At 72.5% G+C, this 16,150-nt stretch carries 14 protein-coding genes; 7 read left to right on the top strand and 7 right to left on the bottom strand.

What is annotated here, in order from left to right; all coding sequences use genetic code 11:
* The first annotated feature begins 75 nt into the window (after positions 1 to 75).
* The 5 genes from SM418_RS12820 (at position 76) to SM418_RS12800 (ending at position 6,338) form a co-directional block, all read left to right on the top strand.
* Entirely contained in the window at positions 76 to 1,185 is a 1,110-nt protein-coding gene (locus SM418_RS12820; RefSeq protein ID WP_371942108.1) for a M24 family metallopeptidase, read from the top strand.
* A 283-nt stretch (positions 1,186 to 1,468) separates the two neighbouring features.
* On the top strand, positions 1,469 to 2,698 hold the full coding sequence (locus SM418_RS12815) for an ABC transporter ATP-binding protein (RefSeq protein ID WP_371942107.1): 1,230 nt from the start codon (positions 1,469 to 1,471) through the stop codon (positions 2,696 to 2,698).
* The gene (locus SM418_RS12810) at positions 2,695 to 4,014 is read left to right on the top strand and encodes an ABC transporter substrate-binding protein (protein WP_371942106.1); all 1,320 of its coding nucleotides are present in this window, start codon (positions 2,695 to 2,697) and stop codon (positions 4,012 to 4,014) included. The genes SM418_RS12815 and SM418_RS12810 overlap by 4 nt, the downstream gene beginning before the upstream one ends.
* Positions 4,015 to 4,023: 9 nt before the next feature.
* The gene (locus tag SM418_RS12805; protein WP_371942105.1) at positions 4,024 to 5,403 is read left to right on the top strand and encodes a carbohydrate ABC transporter permease; all 1,380 of its coding nucleotides are present in this window, start codon (positions 4,024 to 4,026) and stop codon (positions 5,401 to 5,403) included.
* Positions 5,400 to 6,338 (top strand): carbohydrate ABC transporter permease, encoded by a 939-nt coding sequence (locus SM418_RS12800; RefSeq protein WP_371942104.1) that lies wholly within the window; start codon positions 5,400 to 5,402, stop codon positions 6,336 to 6,338. Before SM418_RS12805 ends, SM418_RS12800 begins: the two co-directional genes overlap by 4 nt.
* A gap of 73 nt (positions 6,339 to 6,411) precedes the next feature.
* Here SM418_RS12800 and SM418_RS12795 read toward each other — a convergent pair whose 3' ends face one another.
* Positions 6,412 to 7,632 carry an ABC transporter ATP-binding protein gene (locus SM418_RS12795; protein WP_371942103.1) on the bottom strand — a complete coding sequence of 407 codons (1,221 nt, stop codon included), beginning with the start codon at positions 7,630 to 7,632 and terminating at the stop codon, positions 6,412 to 6,414.
* 146 nt (positions 7,633 to 7,778) lie between these two features.
* Between SM418_RS12795 and SM418_RS12790 the strand changes: the two genes are divergently transcribed.
* Both SM418_RS12790 and SM418_RS12785 read left to right on the top strand, forming a co-directional pair.
* Entirely contained in the window at positions 7,779 to 8,801 is a 1,023-nt protein-coding gene (locus SM418_RS12790) for a LacI family DNA-binding transcriptional regulator (RefSeq protein WP_371942102.1), read from the top strand.
* 71 nt (positions 8,802 to 8,872) lie between these two features.
* A complete protein-coding gene (locus SM418_RS12785; RefSeq protein ID WP_371942101.1) occupies positions 8,873 to 9,313 on the top strand; it encodes an Lrp/AsnC family transcriptional regulator in 441 nt (146 codons plus the stop codon).
* Between the two features lie 41 nt (positions 9,314 to 9,354).
* On the opposite strand, the gene SM418_RS12780 is transcribed toward SM418_RS12785, so the two are convergent.
* From SM418_RS12780 to SM418_RS12755, 6 genes are all read right to left on the bottom strand, one after another.
* Positions 9,355 to 10,257 carry a TIGR03619 family F420-dependent LLM class oxidoreductase gene (locus SM418_RS12780; protein WP_371942100.1) on the bottom strand — a complete coding sequence of 301 codons (903 nt, stop codon included), beginning with the start codon at positions 10,255 to 10,257 and terminating at the stop codon, positions 9,355 to 9,357.
* Positions 10,258 to 10,374: 117 nt separating this feature from the next.
* Positions 10,375 to 10,914 carry an FHA domain-containing protein gene (locus SM418_RS12775; protein WP_371942099.1) on the bottom strand — a complete coding sequence of 180 codons (540 nt, stop codon included), beginning with the start codon at positions 10,912 to 10,914 and terminating at the stop codon, positions 10,375 to 10,377.
* A gap of 156 nt (positions 10,915 to 11,070) precedes the next feature.
* Positions 11,071 to 12,276 (bottom strand): acyl-CoA dehydrogenase family protein, encoded by a 1,206-nt coding sequence (locus SM418_RS12770; RefSeq protein ID WP_371942098.1) that lies wholly within the window; start codon positions 12,274 to 12,276, stop codon positions 11,071 to 11,073.
* Between the two features lie 83 nt (positions 12,277 to 12,359).
* The gene (locus SM418_RS12765) at positions 12,360 to 13,427 is read right to left on the bottom strand and encodes a DUF3616 domain-containing protein (protein ID WP_371942097.1); all 1,068 of its coding nucleotides are present in this window, start codon (positions 13,425 to 13,427) and stop codon (positions 12,360 to 12,362) included.
* A 61-nt stretch (positions 13,428 to 13,488) separates the two neighbouring features.
* Positions 13,489 to 14,658: a cytochrome P450 gene (locus SM418_RS12760; protein ID WP_371942096.1), complete on the bottom strand. Its 1,170-nt coding sequence runs from the start codon at positions 14,656 to 14,658 to the stop codon at positions 13,489 to 13,491.
* 62 nt (positions 14,659 to 14,720) lie between these two features.
* The gene (locus tag SM418_RS12755; protein ID WP_371942095.1) at positions 14,721 to 16,115 is read right to left on the bottom strand and encodes a KamA family radical SAM protein; all 1,395 of its coding nucleotides are present in this window, start codon (positions 16,113 to 16,115) and stop codon (positions 14,721 to 14,723) included.
* Positions 16,116 to 16,150 lie beyond the last annotated feature (35 nt).

The following is a 16,150-nucleotide window of genomic DNA, read 5'->3' as shown; positions in this document are numbered from 1 at the left end:
TCCGACGCCGCGCCGCTCCGCCGCTCCTGCGATCCTGGTACCGCCATCGGACAGGACCGACGAATGGAGACGGGTGTGACAACGGAGTTGTATCCGCGCGAGCGCATCGGGCGGGTACAGGAGGCGACGGCGACGGCGGGCCTCGGCGCGGTGCTGCTGACGCCCGGACCGGACCTGCGTTACGTCACCGGCTACGAGGCGATGCCGCTGGAGCGCCTCACGTGCCTGGCGGTGCCCGCCGAGGGGGAGCCGTTCCTGGTCGTCCCGCGGCTGGAGCTGCCCGCCGCGCGGGAGTCCCCGGCGGGGTCGCTCGGCGTCGAGCTGGTGCCCTGGGACGAGACCGACGACCCGTTCGCGCTGACCGCCGCCCGGCTGCCCGCGGGGATCGCCAAGGTCGGGGTCGCGGACCGGATGTGGGCGGTCATGGCGCTGCGGTTCCGCGCCGCGCTGCCCGGCGCCGAGCAGGTCGCCGCCGGGACGGTGCTGCGCGGGCTGCGGATGCGCAAGTCCGCCGCCGAGGTCGCGGCGCTGCGCGAGGCCGGCGCGGCGATCGATCGCGTGCACCGCCGCGTCCCCGGCTTCCTCAGGGCCGGGCGCACCGAGCGGGAGGTCGGCCGCGACATCGCCGACGCGATCATCGCCGAGGGGCACGCCCGCGTCGACTTCGTCATCGTCGGCTCCGGCCCGAACGGCGCGAACCCGCACGCCGAGCTGTCGGACCGCGTCATCCGGCCCGGAGAGCCCGTCGTGGTCGACATCGGCGGGACGATGCCGAGCGGGTACTGCTCGGACTCGACCCGCAACTACTGCGTCGGGGAGCCGCCCGCCGAGTACCGCGCGTACTACGCGGTGCTGGAGGAGGCGCAGCGCGCGTCGTGCGAGGCCGTCCGGCCGGGCGCGACGCCCGAGGCGGTGGACAAGGCCGGGCGCGACCTCATCGCCGCCGCCGGGCACGGCGAGCACTTCTTCCACCGCACCGGCCACGGCATCGGCCTGGAGACGCACGAGGACCCCTACATCGTCGCCGGCAACCGCGAGCCGCTGGAGCCGGGGATGGCGTTCTCCGTCGAGCCGGGCGTCTACACCGGCCCGCACGGCGCCCGCATCGAGGACATCGTCGTGTGCACCGAGGACGGCTACGAGTCGATGAACGCCGTCGGGCGCGGCCTGGTGATCGTGGACTGACCGCGCCGGCAGCAGACCGCGCGAGGGTGCGGACGGGTTTTCCGTCCGCACCCTCGCGCCATTTCGGGCAGCACAAATTAGGGCGGAAACGGGTCGGTAACGATCTCTGCACCAAATGTGTCTGGGAGCACCGCGCGTATTGCGGTTGAGGCGGTCTGCCCTGTACCACCTAGATGCGTTGTTACGCGGGGGTAAAACCGTTCTCCTGCGCATGGCGAGAATCCGCCGTGCGGGAACGGGCCGGGCCCCTGCCGGAGCCGTGCCGGGAAGAAGAGGAGACGCCGTGGCAGAGGTCGACCTGACCAGCGTCGGGAAGGTCTATCCCGACGGCACGCGGGCCGTGACCGACCTGACCCTCCACATCGCCGACGGGGAGTTCCTCGTCCTCGTCGGCCCCTCCGGCTGCGGCAAGACGACCGCGCTGCGGATGGTCGCCGGGCTGGAGGACATCTCCGAGGGCGAGGTCACGATCGGCGGCCGGGTCGTCAACCGGGTCCCGGCCCGCGACCGCGACGTCGCGATGGTGTTCCAGAGCTACGCCCTCTACCCGCACCTGTCGGTGCGCGACAACATCGGCTTCGGGCTGTCGCTGCGCAAGCTGCCGAAGGCCGAGATCCGGGAGAAGGTCGACCGCGCCGCGGAGATCCTCGGCCTCACCGACCACCTGTCCCGCAAGCCCCGCAACCTGTCGGGCGGGCAGCGGCAGCGCGTCGCGATGGGCCGCGCGATCGTCCGCGAGCCGCAGGCGTTCCTGATGGACGAGCCGCTGTCCAACCTCGACGCCAAGCTCCGCGTCCAGATGCGCGCCGAGATCGCCCGGATCCAGCGCGACCTCGGCGTCACCACGATCTACGTCACCCACGACCAGACCGAGGCCATGACGCTCGGCGACCGGGTCGCGGTGATGAAGAAGGGCGAGCTGCAGCAGGTCGCGCCGCCGCAGGAGCTCTACGACCGGCCGGTCAACCTGTTCGTCGCCGGATTCATCGGCTCACCCGCCATGAACCTGGTCCAGGGCACGCTGTCCGGGGACGCGGAGAACCCGCGCCTGGAGGTCGGCGGCCAGACCCTGGCGCTGCCGGCCGAGGTGCTGACCGACCGCCCGGCCCTCGCGTCCCACCTCGGAGGCGACGTCGTCGTCGGCATCCGCCCCGAGGACATGGAGGACGCCGAGCTCGTGGAGACGCCCGAAGGGTCCGGGCTCGTCTCCACCGCCGACCTCGTGGAGGCGATGGGCTCGGACGTGCTGGTCCATTTCGCGATCGAGGCGTCCCAGGTCGTCACCGAGGACACCAAGGAACTCGCCCGCGACGCGGGGACCGACGTGCTGGGGCATCTGGAGGGCCCTTGCACGGACCTGGTCGCGCGGTTCAGCCCGCGCACCCGCGTGAAGGTAGGCGACCCGGTGACGGTCCGCGTCGACACCGGCCGCCTGCACTTCTTCGATATCGAGTCCGGCGCGGCGATCTGGGGATCGGACGCCGCCGGTTCGTCCAGGGAGGATGAGGAATGAGGATCAGCAGGCGTGTGATGGGAGCCGCCGTGGCGGCGGGACTGCTCCTGTCCTCGGCCGCCGCGTGCGGCGGCGACGACGACGGCGACGGGTCGACGCCCGCCGGCGGCGGGGAGCTGAAGGGCACCACGATCGAGGTCGCGGCCAAGTGGACCGGCCCGGAGGAGACCAACTTCCGCAAGGTGCTGCAGGCGTTCGAGAAGAAGACCGGGGCGAAGGTCAACTACGCCTCGACCGGTGAGAACACCGACGCCTACCTAGGCCCGCGCATCGAGGCCGGAAACCCGCCGGACGTGGCGATCCTGCCGCAGCCCGGCCTGATGCAGCAGTACGCCGGGAAGGGCTCGCTGAAGCCGCTCGGCGACGACGTCGTCGCCCAGGTCGGGCAGAACTTCTCGCCCTACTGGAAGGAGCTCGGCTCCTCCGGCGGCAAGACCTACGGCGTGATCGTCAAGGCCGCCTACAAGTCGATCCTGTGGTACCGGCCGGACGCGTTCTCCGAGGCGGGCGTGCAGCCGCCCGCGACGTGGGCCGACCTGGTCAAGGCGTCCGGGACGCTGCAGGACGCGGGCACCACCCCGTTCACCCTGGCCGCCGGCCCGCAGGACTCCTGGACGCTGACCGACTGGTTCGAGAACGTCTACCTCTCGCAGGCGGGCCCGGACAACTACGACAAGCTCGCCAAGCACGAGATCAAGTGGACCGACCCGACGGTCGGCAAGGCGCTGGAGACCCTCGCCGAGATCTGGGGCAAGCCCGACTTCCTGAACGGCGGCGTCGCGACCGCGACCAAGACCAAGTTCGACGAGTCGGTCACCCAGACCTTCGGCCAGCAGAAGTCCGCGATGGTCTACGGCGGCGACTTCGCCGCCGCGAACATCGCCACCACCAAGGCCAAGGTCGGCACCGACGCCAAGGTGTTCGCGTTCCCGAAGGCCGGCGACACCGCCCCGGCGATCCTCGGCGGCGACGTCGCGGTCGCGCTGAAGGACGGCAAGGGCGCGCAGGAGCTGATGAAGTTCCTCGCCTCCCCGGAGGCCGGCAAGGTCTGGGCCGGGCTCGGCGGCTACCTGACGCCGAACAAGAACGTCCCGCCGGACGCCTACTCCGACCCGATCGCCAAGCAGCTGATCGGCCAGCTGCAGCAGTCCGGCGACGCGGCCCGCTACGACCTGTCGGACCTGACGCCCGCGGCGTTCGGCGCGACCCCCGGCAAGGGCGAGTGGGAGGCGCTGCGCCAGTTCGTGTCGCACCCGACCGACGTCAAGGGCACGCAGGCCAAGCTGGAGGCCGAGGCCGCCAAGGCGTACAAGTAGGGATCCTGGATGACCGCTCCGAATGAGGAGGCGCCGCCGGCCGTCACGGCCGGCGGCGCCGCCGCCCCCGCGCCCGCCGCCCGGCGGCCCGGCCGGGGGCGGGAGAAACTGGCCCCGCCGTCGTGGCTCGCCATGGCGTTCCTGCTGCCGGCGCTGCTGCTGCTCGGCTTCCTGGTGGTCTACCCGATCGTCTACTCGGTGATCCGCAGTTTCTTCGACGCCTCGGGCGGCACGTTCGTCGGCGTCGACAACTACACCGGGGTCTTCAAGGGGCACGACAACCTCGTCGCGGTGCGCAACACCGCCGTCTGGGTCGTGGTGGCCCCGACCGTGGTCACCATCATCGGCCTGCTGTTCGCCGTCCTCACAGAGCGGATCCGGTGGGCGACGGTGTTCAAGCTCGTCGTGTTCATGCCGATGGCGATCTCCTTCCTCGCCTCCGGCGTGATCTTCCGGCTGGTGTACCAGATGGACCCCGACAAGGGCGTCGCGAACGCGGCGCTGGTCGCCATTCACGACACCTTCGCGCAGGGCACGACCTACCCGGGCGCCGGGCCCCGCGGCGGCGGTGACGCGCTCCTCCGCGAGGACGGCGGGGGCGTCGTCGCGGTCAGGTCCTACCAGGCCGGGCAGAGCGTGCTCGTCCCGCTGGTGAAGGTCAAGCCGGAGTACCTGCCCAAGGACGCCGAACCCGCCGCGCAGCCGCCGGCGGCCAAGCCCGGGCAGCTGACCGGGGCGGTCTGGTTCGACTTCACCCGCGGCGGCGGCGGGCAGCTGAACGCCCCGAACGCCGGGGAGGTGGGGCTGCCCGGCATCAAGGTCGAGGCCGTGCGGGGCGGCGAGGTGGTCGCCGAGGCCACCACGGACGCCGACGGCACGTTCACGATGAAGAAGCTCCCGGACGGGGCGTTCACGCTCCGGCTGCCCAAGGACAACTTCACCCCCGCCTACCGCGGCGCCGAGTGGCTCGGCAGCACGCTGATCACTCCCGCGATCATCGGGTCTTACCTGTGGGTGTGGTCCGGTTTCGCGATGGTGCTGATCGCCGCCGGGCTCGCCGCCATCCCGCGGGACGCGCTGGAGGCGGCCCGGGTGGACGGCGCCACCGAGTGGCAGGTGTTCCGGCGGGTGACGATCCCGCTGCTCATGCCCGTCCTCATGGTCGTGCTGGTGACGCTGGTCATCAACGTCCTGAAGGTCTTCGACCTCGTCTTCATCATCGGCGGCGGCGATCCGAACGCCAGCGTGCTGGCGCTGCAGATGTGGACGGTGTCGTTCGGCGGCGGCAACGACCAGGGCGCCGGCAGCGCCATCGCCGTGCTGCTGTTCGTGCTCGTGCTGCCCGCCATGCTGTTCAACATCCGGCGACTGCGGCAGGAGCGCAAATGAGCACCGCGGAGAAGGCCGCCGGGACGCCGTCGCCCGCGACCGGCGGGAACGGCGCGGCGGGGGCGCCGCGCCGGGGACTGGCCGCCCGGATCGTCGGCAGGGTCGGCGGCGGCGCCGCGCAGGCGCTGCTGGTGCTGATCGCGCTGTTCTGGCTCGTGCCGACGCTCGGGCTGCTGGTGGCGTCGCTGCGGTCCAACGAGGACAACAACGCCGACGGCTGGTGGAGCGTCTTCAGCAAGCCGGCGCAGCTGACCATGGAGTCCTACGGTTCGCTGCTGGACAAGGGCGACTTCGTCGACTCGTTCTGGAACACCGTGCTGATCACCGTCCCGGCGACCGTGCTGGTGGTGATGATCGCCTCGCTGGCCGCCTACGCGTTCGCGTGGATGGAGTTCCCCGGCCGCGACTGGCTGTTCGTCCTCGTGGTGGCGCTGCTGGTGGTGCCGGTCCAGGTCGCGCTGATCCCGGTCGCCAAGCTGTACGGCCGGATCGAGTTCGGCGGGTTCCACATGTTCGGGTCGGTGACCGGCGTGGTGCTGTTCCACGTCGCGTTCGGCCTGCCGTTCGCCATCTTCCTCCTCCGCAACTTCTTCGCGGCGATCCCGCGGGACCTCCTCGAGGCGGCGCGGATGGACGGCGGCTCGGAGTGGACGATCTTCCGCCGGGTGATCTTCCCGCTGGGCGGCCCGGCGATCGCCTCGCTCGGCATCTTCCAGTTCCTGTGGGTGTGGAACGACCTGCTGGTGGCGCTGGTGTTCGCCGACACCGAGTCGCAGCCGATGACCAAGTGGCTGCAGTCCCAGATGCGGCAGTTCACCGGCAACATCGACATCCTCGCGCCGGGCGCGTTCCTGTCGCTGATCGTCCCGCTGATCGTGTTCTTCGCCTTCCAGCGCTACTTCGTCCAGGGCGTCCTCGCGGGCTCGGTGAAGTAGCCGCCGCGCGGATCGGACACGCCGATGCCCCGGCCCCCGCGGGCCGGGGCATCGGCGTCCGCGTGTCCGGGCGCTAGTCGCCGAGGTCCGCGGCGCCGGGGTGGCCGATGGCCAGGCCGCTGGACGGGTCGAAGAAGTGCAGCCGGCGGGTGTCGACGGCGAGCCGCACGTCCTGGCCCGGCCGGACGTGCGAGCGGGAGTTGACGCGGGCCGTCCACAGCGCCTTGTTGTCGGCCAGCGGGATCGCCATGTCGCCGTCGGCCTCGGCGTCCTCGGCGAGGTCGGCGGTGTCCTTGTGCTCGACCGGCGGGGCGTCGATCGCGAAGATCACGTTGATCTCGCTGCCCAGCTCCTCGGTGACGCTGCTGCGGGCCGCCATCGGCGCCCACCCGGCGTCGGCGTGCGCGGCGTCCTCGAAGTCCGACGGGCGGACGCCGAGGATGACCTTGCGGCCGATGTACTCGCGCAGGTCCGGCTTCTCCTCCAGCGTCGCGGCCGGCACCGGCAGCGTGTACCCGGCGAAGGAGACCTGCGCGCCGTCGTCGCTCGAGGCCAGGTCGGCGAGGACGAAGTTCATCGCGGGCGACCCGATGAACCCGGCGACGAACAGGTTGACGGGGTTGTCGAACAGCCGCTGCGGGGTGTCGACCTGCTGCAGCACGCCCTCGCGCAGCACGCACACCCGCGATCCGAGCGTCATGGCCTCGACCTGGTCGTGGGTGACGTACACGGTGGTGACGCCGAGCCGCTCGTGCAGCTGGCTGAGCGAGGCGCGCATGGACACGCGGAGCTTGGCGTCCAGGTTCGACAGCGGCTCGTCCATCAGGAACGCCTGCGGCTCGCGGACGATCGCGCGGCCCATCGCGACCCGCTGCCGCTGGCCGCCCGACAGCGCGGCGGGCTTGCGGGACAGGAACTGCTCCAGGCCGAGCATCTTGGCCGCCTCGCGGACCTTCTGCTTGATCTCCGCCTTCGGCGTGCCGCGCAGCTTGAGGCCGAACGCGAGGTTCTGCTCGACCGTCATGTGCGGGTAGAGGGCGTAGTTCTGGAAGACCATCGCGATGTCGCGGTCCTTCGGCGCGAGGTCGTTGACGACCCGGTCGCCGATGGAGATCTTCCCGCCGCTGATCTCCTCCAGCCCGGCGATCATCCGCAGCGCGGTCGACTTGCCGCAGCCGGACGGGCCGACCAGCACCATGAACTCGCCGTCGCGGATCTCCAGGTCGAGCCCGTCCACGGCCTTGACGCCGCCGCTGTACACCTTGTCGACCCGGTCCAGCACGATCTTGGCCATCCGAACCCCTCCATGGAAACGTTTCCACCGCCCCCTGGCGAGCAGGGGTTTCATGTCTCTCAGGGGAGTAAACATCATGGAATCGTTTCCAAGGGAGTGATACGCCGGATAAGATCACCGCAACCGCGCGGAACGGGAGGTCTCGGGTGGCGCAGCGGCGGACGGCGACGATCAAGGACGTGGCCGCGGCGGCGGGCGTCGGCATCGCCACCGTGTCCCGGGTGTTCTCCGGGACCGGCTCGGTGAGCGCGGCCACCCGCGAGCGCGTGCTGGCCGCCGCCGGCGAGCTCGACTACCGTCCGAGCGCCCTCGGCCGCGGCCTCAAGCTGCGCCGCAGCGGCGGCATCGGGCTGATCGTCCCGGACGTCACCGACCCCTTCCACGCCGACCTGGTCGCGGGCGTCCTCGCCTGCGCCCGCGGCCTGGGCGAGCACGTCATCGTCGACGCCGCGTACGGCGACCCCGCCCGCGAGGCCGAGATCGTGGAGCGGCTCGTCGAGCAGCGGGTGGACGGGATCATCGCGGTGCCCGCCGGGGCGCGGGCCGACTGGCGGGCCGCCGCCCGGGTGTGCTCCAGCGTCGTCTTCGCCGACCGGATGCTGCCGGACCTGCCGGAGATCCCCGCCGTGCTCGCCGACGACGCGGGCGGCGTCCGCTCCCTCACCGAGTACCTCGCCGGGCTCGGGCACCGGCGCGTCGGCTTCCTCGGCGGCGCCCCCGGCGCCCCCGCCGGGGTGCGCGAGCGCGCGTTCCGCGACACGCTCGCCCAGCTCGGCGTCCCGGTGGAGGAGGACCTGGTCGTCGCCGCCCGCGCGGCCCGCGACGCCGCCTACGCCGCCGCCGCGGGGCTGCTACAGCGCCGCGCCGACGTCACCGCCGTCCTCGCCGCCGGGCACCTGCTCGGGGAGGCGGCCGTGCTGGTCGCCCGCGAGCTGGACCTGCGCGTCCCCGCCGACGTGTCGATCGCGATGGTGGACGACGTGTCGTGGGCGGAGCTGTGCGACCCGCCGCTGACCGCCGTCGCCCGCCCCGGGCACGACATCGGGTACCGCGCCTGCGAGCTGCTGCTGCGCGAGCCCGCCCGGCGGGGCAGGGGCCAGCCGGTGCTGCTGCCGACCGAGCTGGTCGTGCGCGGCAGCTGCGGCCCGCTGCGGCCCGCGCGCCGCTGAAACCCGCCGATGACGGCGGTTCCGTGATCAATGGGGACGCGCGGACGCCCCCGGCACGCTAGATTTCCCGCGTGGAGGAGATCGATCGTCAGATCATGGCGCTGCTCGCCGACGACGGGCGGATGAGTTTCACCGACCTGGCCAAGGAGACGGGGCTTTCGGTGTCGGCCGTGCACCAGCGCGTCCGGCGGCTGCAGAAGCGCGGCGTCATCACGGGGTTCGCCGCGCAGCTGGACGCCCAGCACATCGGGCTGCCGCTGACCGCGTTCGTGTCGATCAAGCCGATCGATCCGGCCGCGCCGGACGACGCCCCCGACCGGCTGGCGCACCTCCAGGCGATCGAGGCGTGCCATTCGGTCGCCGGCGAGGAGAGCTACATCCTAAAGGTGCGGGTCGCGTCGCCGAACGAGCTGGAGGACCTGCTCCAGAAGATCCGCGCCGCCGCGAACGTCGCGACGCGGACGACGGTCGTCCTCAGCACCCCCTGGGAGTCGCGCCGCCCGCCGCTCTAGCGCGGACGAATCCAACGGGACGGATCCAACGCGGGGCGGATCTAGTTCGGGGCGAAGGCGTCCAGGGCCTGCAGGGCCCGGTCCAGCGAGGCGCGCGGGTCGGCGTCCGGCCCGGTGATCTCGGGGTCGAAGTTCAGGTCGATGAACGTCTCGGTGACGCCCTGGCCGGCGAGCGTCTCCAGGTCGCCGCGGATCTCGCCGGCGGACCCGGTGAGCGGGCGCCGGTCCGCCCGGCCGCCGGGACGGACCCGCACCGCCCCCCGGCACACGAAGCGCAGCGCGGCCGCGTCCCGCCCGGCCCGCTCGGCGGCGTCCCGGACGATGCCGATGGGGCGGCCGATCGCGGCGAGGTCGGCGCGGCTCGAGCTGACCCAGCCGTCGGCGAGCCGCCCGGCGCGGCGCAGCGCCGGTTCGGACGCGCCGCCCAGCAGGACCGGCAGCGGAGACTGCACCGGCGGCGGCTCCATCACGACGGGCGGGAAGTCGAAGAACTCCCCGTGGAACTCGGTCGCGGCGCCGCTCCACAGGCCGCGCATCACGGCGAGGAACTCCTCGGCGCGGGCGCCGCGCCGGGCCATGGGCGCCCCGGCGGCGGCGAACTCCTCGGGCATCCAGCCGAGCCCGAGCCCGAGGTCGAGCCGCCCGCCGCTGACGCGGTCGAGGGTCGCGGCCTGCTTGGCGAGGATCGCGGGCGCCACGAACGGCAGGTTGACGATGGCGACGCCGAGCCGGACCCGGCTCGTGCGGCCGGCGAGGTAGGAGAGCGTCACCAGCGGGTCGGGGACGGCTCGGTAGGTGAGGTCGTCCGAGCCCGCCGGGGTGAGGACGCGCTGCAGCGTCCACAGCGAGTGGTAGCCGAGCTCCTCGGCCCGCCGCGCGACGAGCGACTGGTTCTCCGGGGTGGCCCAGGCGCCCGACCCCGGGACGGCGAACCCGATCAGCATGCCTCTGCCCTCCCAAGCCGAACCTTACAACGTCAAGGCCGCAGGCGGCGGGACCCGGCGCATCGCGTGTCGCGGGCAGGTGGGCAGGCAGGGGCGGGGTGGGCGCGGAGCCCGGTTTCAGGGCACGGCGGCGATGAAGCAGGAGTTGCCGAAGCCGACCTCGTCGCCGGGCCGCACCCGGATCGGGCCGGTCAGCCGCCACCCGTTCACCCGGGTGCCGTTCATCGACCCGAGGTCGGAGATCATCCAACCCTCGTCGGTCCGGTAGATCTCGGCGTGGAAGCGCGAGACGGTCAGATCGGTGAGGATGAACTGGCAGGCGGGCGCGCGGCCGACGACGATCCGCTTCAGGTCGGCCTGCGGCAGCATGAACCGGGGCAGCCGGGGCGCCCGCCAGGCCGCCTCGATCCGCGCCGTCACCTGCGACACCGAGGAGATGAGCCCGGTCAGCCGGTCGACGACGCGGCTGGGCGGCGGCAGGTCGTGCACGATGCTGGCCAGCTCGGCCTGGTTGCGGGCCCGGAGCACCTGGTCCACCCGGCGCTCGAACGTGTCGGTCGACATCCTGCCCTCGGCCACGCGGTCGCCGAGGACGCGCAGGGCCCGGTCCCGCTGCGTGTCGGACGCTCTCACCGGGAATGAGGGCTGACCGTCCATGGCTGTGAGTATCCAGTCCCCATCGTCGGCTGTCCAGAAAGGGCCGTCGGCCCGCGGGGACGGATGATCGCCCTCACCCGCCCCCCACCTGTCCGACGGCGCGCCCCGCGCGAAAGTTCGCGCGGGGCGGCGCATTTCCGGCTCGGCCGCCCCGGGTCAGCGGGACAGCAGGTCGCGCGCGATGTGCGTCACCTGGATCTCGTCGGTGCCCGCGTAGATCTGGAACGACTTGGCGTCGCGGGCGAGCTGCTCGACCCGGTACTCGCTCATGTAGCCGTTGCCGCCGAACAGCTGCACCGCCTCCTGCGCGACCTCGCTGGCGGCCTGCGCCGCGTACAGCTTCATCGCGGACGCCTCGGCGAGCGTCGGGGCGCGGCCGGCGCGCTGCATCTCGATGTGCCGGAACACCAGGTTCTGGACGTTGAGCCGCGCGACCTCCATCTTGGCCAGCTTCAGCTGGATGAGCTGGAAGTCGCCGATCCGCTGCCCCCACAGCTCGCGGGTCTTGGCGTACTCGACCGACAGCTTCAGGCACTCCTCGATCACGCCGAGAGCCATCGCGGCGACGCCGGCGCGCTCGGTGACGAAGTTCTGCTTCGCCGACTCCTTGCCCCCCTGGGAGCCGGAGGCGAGCAGGCGGTCGGCGCCGGCGCGGACGTCGTTCAGGAACAGCTCGCCGGTGGGGGAGGAGTGCAGGCCCATCTTGCGCAGCGGCTTGCTCTGCTCCAGGCCCTCCATGCCGCGGTCCAGGACGAACGTGAGGATCTCGCGGTCGCAGGGGTCGCTCCCGTCGTCGAGCTTGCAGTAGAAGACGATCGTGTCGGCGTAGGGGCCGTTGGTGATGAAGGTCTTGCTGCCGTTGATGACGTACTCGTCGCCGACCTTCTTCGCGGTGGCCTGCATGCCGCCGAACGCGTCCGACCCGGAGTTGGGCTCGGTGATGGCCCAGGCGCCGACCTTCTCCATGGTGAGCAGGGGCAGCGCCCAGCGCTCCTTCTGCTCGGGCGTCCCGCGCTTCATGATCGTTCCGGCGGCGAGGCCCAGACCGACGCCCATCGCCGACACCAGACCGGGCGCGACCTTGCACAGCTCGATGACCGGCAGCATGGTCATCGCCGCGTTGCCGCCGCCGGACCGCTCCTCCCCGTCCCCGGACTCGCCCGCCTTCTCCCTGGCGATCCGGGACTGGAAGGACGAGCGGGCCATCTCGTCCATCCCGAACGTCTTGTACAGGCCGCGGAGCAGGTCGTACGGCGGGAGGTCGCCCGACTCCAGGGCGTCCAGGTTGGGCCGGACCTCGGCGTCGATCCAGCCGCGCACCGCGTCCCGGATCATCAGGTCTTCGTCGGACCACTCGATCATGCTCTGTCCTGCCCCTTCGCGTGCTGCCGGTTGCCGGGGCCCATCCAAGCAGAGCGTGAAAGCGAGCGCTTATTCGGGTTCCGTCAGCCGAGATCCACCACGTCCGCGACGACCCCGCCGTCCGCGGTGAGCCGCTCGGGCGACGGGCTGTCGTAGACGACCAGGAGCCGGGTGCCCGGCTCGTCCAGCACCGCGATGCCCTCGGCGTGGTCGTCGCCGTCGCCGTAGGGCAGCTCGCCCAGCGTCTCCAGCTCGTCCGCGGCGACGATCTCGGCCGCGTCCGCCGTGGCCGCCCCCCGCCACCGGACGACCCGCACCGGGCCGTCCAGGTCCATGCTGGGGCCGGTGAGGACGAGCAGGTCGTCGCCGTGCGGGCACAGGTCGCGGATGCCGAGGCCGCCGAGGTCGAGGAAGTGCGTGCGGTAGCGGTCCCCGCCGTCGCCGACGGGCAGCAGCCGCAGCCGCCGCGGGTCGCCCGGGTCGGTCTCGGGGCGGATCTCCACCAGCACCGCCCAGCCGCGCAGGACCGGCCCGCGCAGCCCGATGTAGAGGCGGTCGCCGTGCGCGGCGATGCCCTCGATGTCGATGCCGTTGTCCTTGCTCGGGATGGACAGGAACGGCGCGAGGTGCGGGTCGTCCTCCAGCAGGTCGGTGATGGAGTCCTTGTCCAGGCCGAGGACGGCGGCGGTGCGGTCCCCGTCCGCGCGGACGACGGCGGGCAGGCCGTCCTCGCCGGTGACGAGGGGGAGCCGGGCGAGGATGAAGCGGTTGTCCTCGCGGACGACGGTGGCGAGGCGCTTGCGCGCCTTCGCCTCGCTCTGCCCCGGCTTGATCTTCTTGCGCTTGAGGCTGTGCGACCCGACCGCCCACAGCCAGCCGTTGGCGCGCGCGAGGCCCTCGATGTCGGCCTCCTCGCCGGGGCCCGCGGGCAGCGGCACGAGGTCGGCGAGCGCGACCGTGGTCTGCCCCTCGTAGCCGGTGACGCGCCCGTCCCCGTCCAGCACGGCGGTCAGCCGCTCGACGGTGGCCGTCTCGTCGCCCGCCACCCACAGGCAGCGGCCGTCCTGCCGCACGGCGGACAGATTGGTGTGCGTCCCGGCTTCCCGGCTTTCCGCCCCGAAGCGCAGCTCGACCCGGCGTTCCACGATCATGGCGTCATATTCCCATATCCCGAGGGCCCGTATGCCGGGGCGACGGGGCCTGAACTGGCCTTCAGCGGTCCCAGCGGACGTCCAGGCGCGGCGGCTTGCGGAACACGAGCCCGTGCGGACGCGCCGGACGGGCGGAGTCGAGCCGCAGCCCCGGGAGGCGGTCGAGCAGCGCGGTGAGCGCCGTCCGGGTCTCCAGCCGGGCGAGGGGGGCGCCGAAGCAGAAGTGCGGGCCGTGCGCGAACGCCAGATGCTCGGCCGCGTTGCGCCGCCGCACGTCGAAGCGGTCGGGATCGGGGAAGACGGCCGGGTCGCGGTTCGCGCCCGCGAGCGACACCCGGACGAGGTCGCCCGCGCGGATCCTCGTCCCGCCGAGGTCGGCGTCGCGGGTGGCGTACCGGTCGACGACCGACGCCGAGGGCTCCAGCCGCAGCGACTCCTCGATCGCCGCGGGGAGCAGGCCCCGGTCGTCCAGGACGAGCCGGAGCTGGTCGGGGTGGCCGAGCAGGTGCAGCACGGCGTTGGCGATCATGCCCTCGGTGGTGTCGATGCCGCCGAACATCAGGACCGCGGAGTTCGCGACGACCTCGGCGGCGCCGAGCCCGGCCTCGTCCCGGGCGGCCGCGGCCAGCAGGGAACCGGGGCGGGACGCGGTGATCGCCTCCTCAACCGCGGTGGTGAGCAGCCGGTACGCCTCGGCCGCGCTCAGCGGGACGTCGCCGCCCGCCGTGATCGCGGACACCGCCTCGACGAACGCCCCGTACCAGGACCGGACGGTCGCGGCGTCCACGCCGTCCAGGCCGAGCGCCTCGGTGACGACCGCGGCGGCGAGCGGCCCGGCCAGCTCGCCGCGCAGCTCCGCGCGGCCGGCCGGGGCGAGCGCGGCCACGAGCCGGCCGGCCTCCGCCTCCACGAACGCGGTGAACCTCGCGCGGGTGCGCGCGGGACGCAGCGGGCGCGCGAACGGGTCGCGGTGCCGGGTGTGGTCGGGGCCGTCCAGCGACAGCATGCTCGGCCCGACCACCTGGGCGGTGGAGAAGCGCGGGTCGTCCACGGTGTAGGTGCGGGCGTCGCGCATCACCCGCAGCGCCAGGTCGCGGGAGGTCACCAGCCAGCCGCCGAGCGCGGGGACACGGGCGACCGGCTCGCGCTCCCGCAGCCGCGCGAGGTGCGGATGCGGGTCGTCCGCCAGAACGGCCGCGGTCAGGTCGGCGGCGGTCAGGTCGGTGGCCACCGTCCGAGCATATTCCGGCCGATATCTGATCTACAACGTAAAGGTCCCGGGCGGGGAGCGCGTCAGGCCGCTTCGGAACGTTCCCGCCACCACTCCCGGCCGGCCTCCGGCAGCGTGTAGATCGGGTCGTGGTACTCGTACCGGCGGGTCAGCGCGTCCGGGTCGGACAGCTCCAGGCCGGTGCGGTAGTTCTTCGTCCAGTAGGAGATGCCGCGCTCGCGGTCGTAGTCGGCGAGCTGGTGCACCCACCGCTTGCCGACGTAGGGGACGTCGCAGACGATGCGCGGGGTGGCGAAGCCGGGCAGGTACCCCATGATCGCGTGCTGCAGCTCCTGCGCCTCCCAGACCGCGAGCCGCCAGTGCTCGCTGTTCGGGATCATGTCGCACATGTAGAGGTAGTACGGCATGATCCCGGCCTCGTCGAGCAGGGCGAACGACAGGTCGAGCAGGGCCTCGGGAGTGTCGTTGACGCCGCGCAGCAGGACGCCCTGGTTGCGGACGTCGCGGATGCCGGTGTCCAGCATCGCGCGGGCGGCCTTCGCGACCAGCGGCGTCACCGACTGGGCCGCGTTGACGTGGGTGTGGATCGCGATCTGCGCGCCGCGCTCGCGCGCCTTCGCGGCGAGGCGCTCCATGCCGGCGCGGACGTCGTCCTGCAGCCAGTGCTGCGGCAGGCCCATGAGCGCCTTGCTGGCGAGGCGGATGTCGCGGATGTTGTCGATGTCCAGCAGCGAGCCGACGAACGACTCCAGCCGCGGCCACGGCATGTTGGCGACGTCGCCGCCGGAGACGACCACGTCGCGGACGCCCGGGGTGCGGCGCAGGTAGTCGAGCATGGCGCCGAGCCGGTCGGGCGGCTTGACGGTGAACTTGTGCTTGTCGACGTTCGGCGTGGAGTTGCCGACCAGGTCCATTCGGGTGCAGTGCCCGCAGTACTGCGGGCAGGTGGGCAGGATCTCGGCCAGCACCTTGGTGGGGTAGCGGTGGGTGAGGCCCTCGACGGCCCACATCTCGGCCTCGTGGAGCGAGTCGCGGGAGGCGTGCGGGTGGGACGGCCAGTCGGTGCGCCGGTCGCTGAACACCGGCAGCATGTAGCGCCGGACGGGGTCGGCGTAGAAGGCGCCGGTGGACGAGGAGTCCATCGTGTTGAGCATCTGCGGCGGAAGCAGCATCGACATCGTGGCGCGCTCGGCATGGTCGCGCTCCAGGTCGGCGTAGAACCTCTCGTCCAGCCGGTCGCCCATGACCTGGCGGAGCTGCCGCAGGTTCTTCACGCAGTGGGCTCGCTGCCACTGCGCCGACTCCCATTCGTCCCGCGTGACGTCCCGCCATCCGGGCAGGCGCCGCCAGTCGGGCTCCTCCAGGGGCCGGCGCCGGTAGGCGTACGGCTGGCGTGCGGTCTCCGCGGACGCGTGGTCGCCGGATACGGCCGCGTCCGGGTGCAGGGCAGTGGTCATCGTCGACCGCCTCCTAGCCTCACATTGATCGCGTA

The sequence above is a fragment of the Actinomadura chokoriensis genome, assembly GCF_041463665.1.
Classification (GTDB): Bacteria; Actinomycetota; Actinomycetes; order Streptosporangiales; family Streptosporangiaceae; genus Spirillospora; species Spirillospora chokoriensis_A.
The sequence above is the reverse complement of the archived record's forward strand: the minus strand, read 5'-3'. Positions and strand labels throughout refer to the sequence as shown.

Coding starts and splice junctions, on each gene's coding strand:
- SM418_RS12810 (WP_371942106.1), top strand. CDS start 2,695: ATGAGGATCAGCAGGCGTGTGATGGGAGCCGCCGTGGCGGCGGGACTG.
- SM418_RS12800 (WP_371942104.1), top strand. CDS start 5,400: ATGAGCACCGCGGAGAAGGCCGCCGGGACGCCGTCGCCCGCGACCGGC.
- SM418_RS12780 (WP_371942100.1), bottom strand. CDS start 10,257: ATGCTGATCGGGTTCGCCGTCCCGGGGTCGGGCGCCTGGGCCACCCCG.
- SM418_RS12775 (WP_371942099.1), bottom strand. CDS start 10,914: ATGGACGGTCAGCCCTCATTCCCGGTGAGAGCGTCCGACACGCAGCGG.
- SM418_RS12765 (WP_371942097.1), bottom strand. CDS start 13,427: ATGATCGTGGAACGCCGGGTCGAGCTGCGCTTCGGGGCGGAAAGCCGG.
- SM418_RS12755 (WP_371942095.1), bottom strand. CDS start 16,115: ATGACCACTGCCCTGCACCCGGACGCGGCCGTATCCGGCGACCACGCG.
- SM418_RS12770 (WP_371942098.1), bottom strand. CDS start 12,276: ATGATCGAGTGGTCCGACGAAGACCTGATGATCCGGGACGCGGTGCGC.
- SM418_RS12795 (WP_371942103.1), bottom strand. CDS start 7,632: ATGGCCAAGATCGTGCTGGACCGGGTCGACAAGGTGTACAGCGGCGGC.
- SM418_RS12805 (WP_371942105.1), top strand. CDS start 4,024: ATGACCGCTCCGAATGAGGAGGCGCCGCCGGCCGTCACGGCCGGCGGC.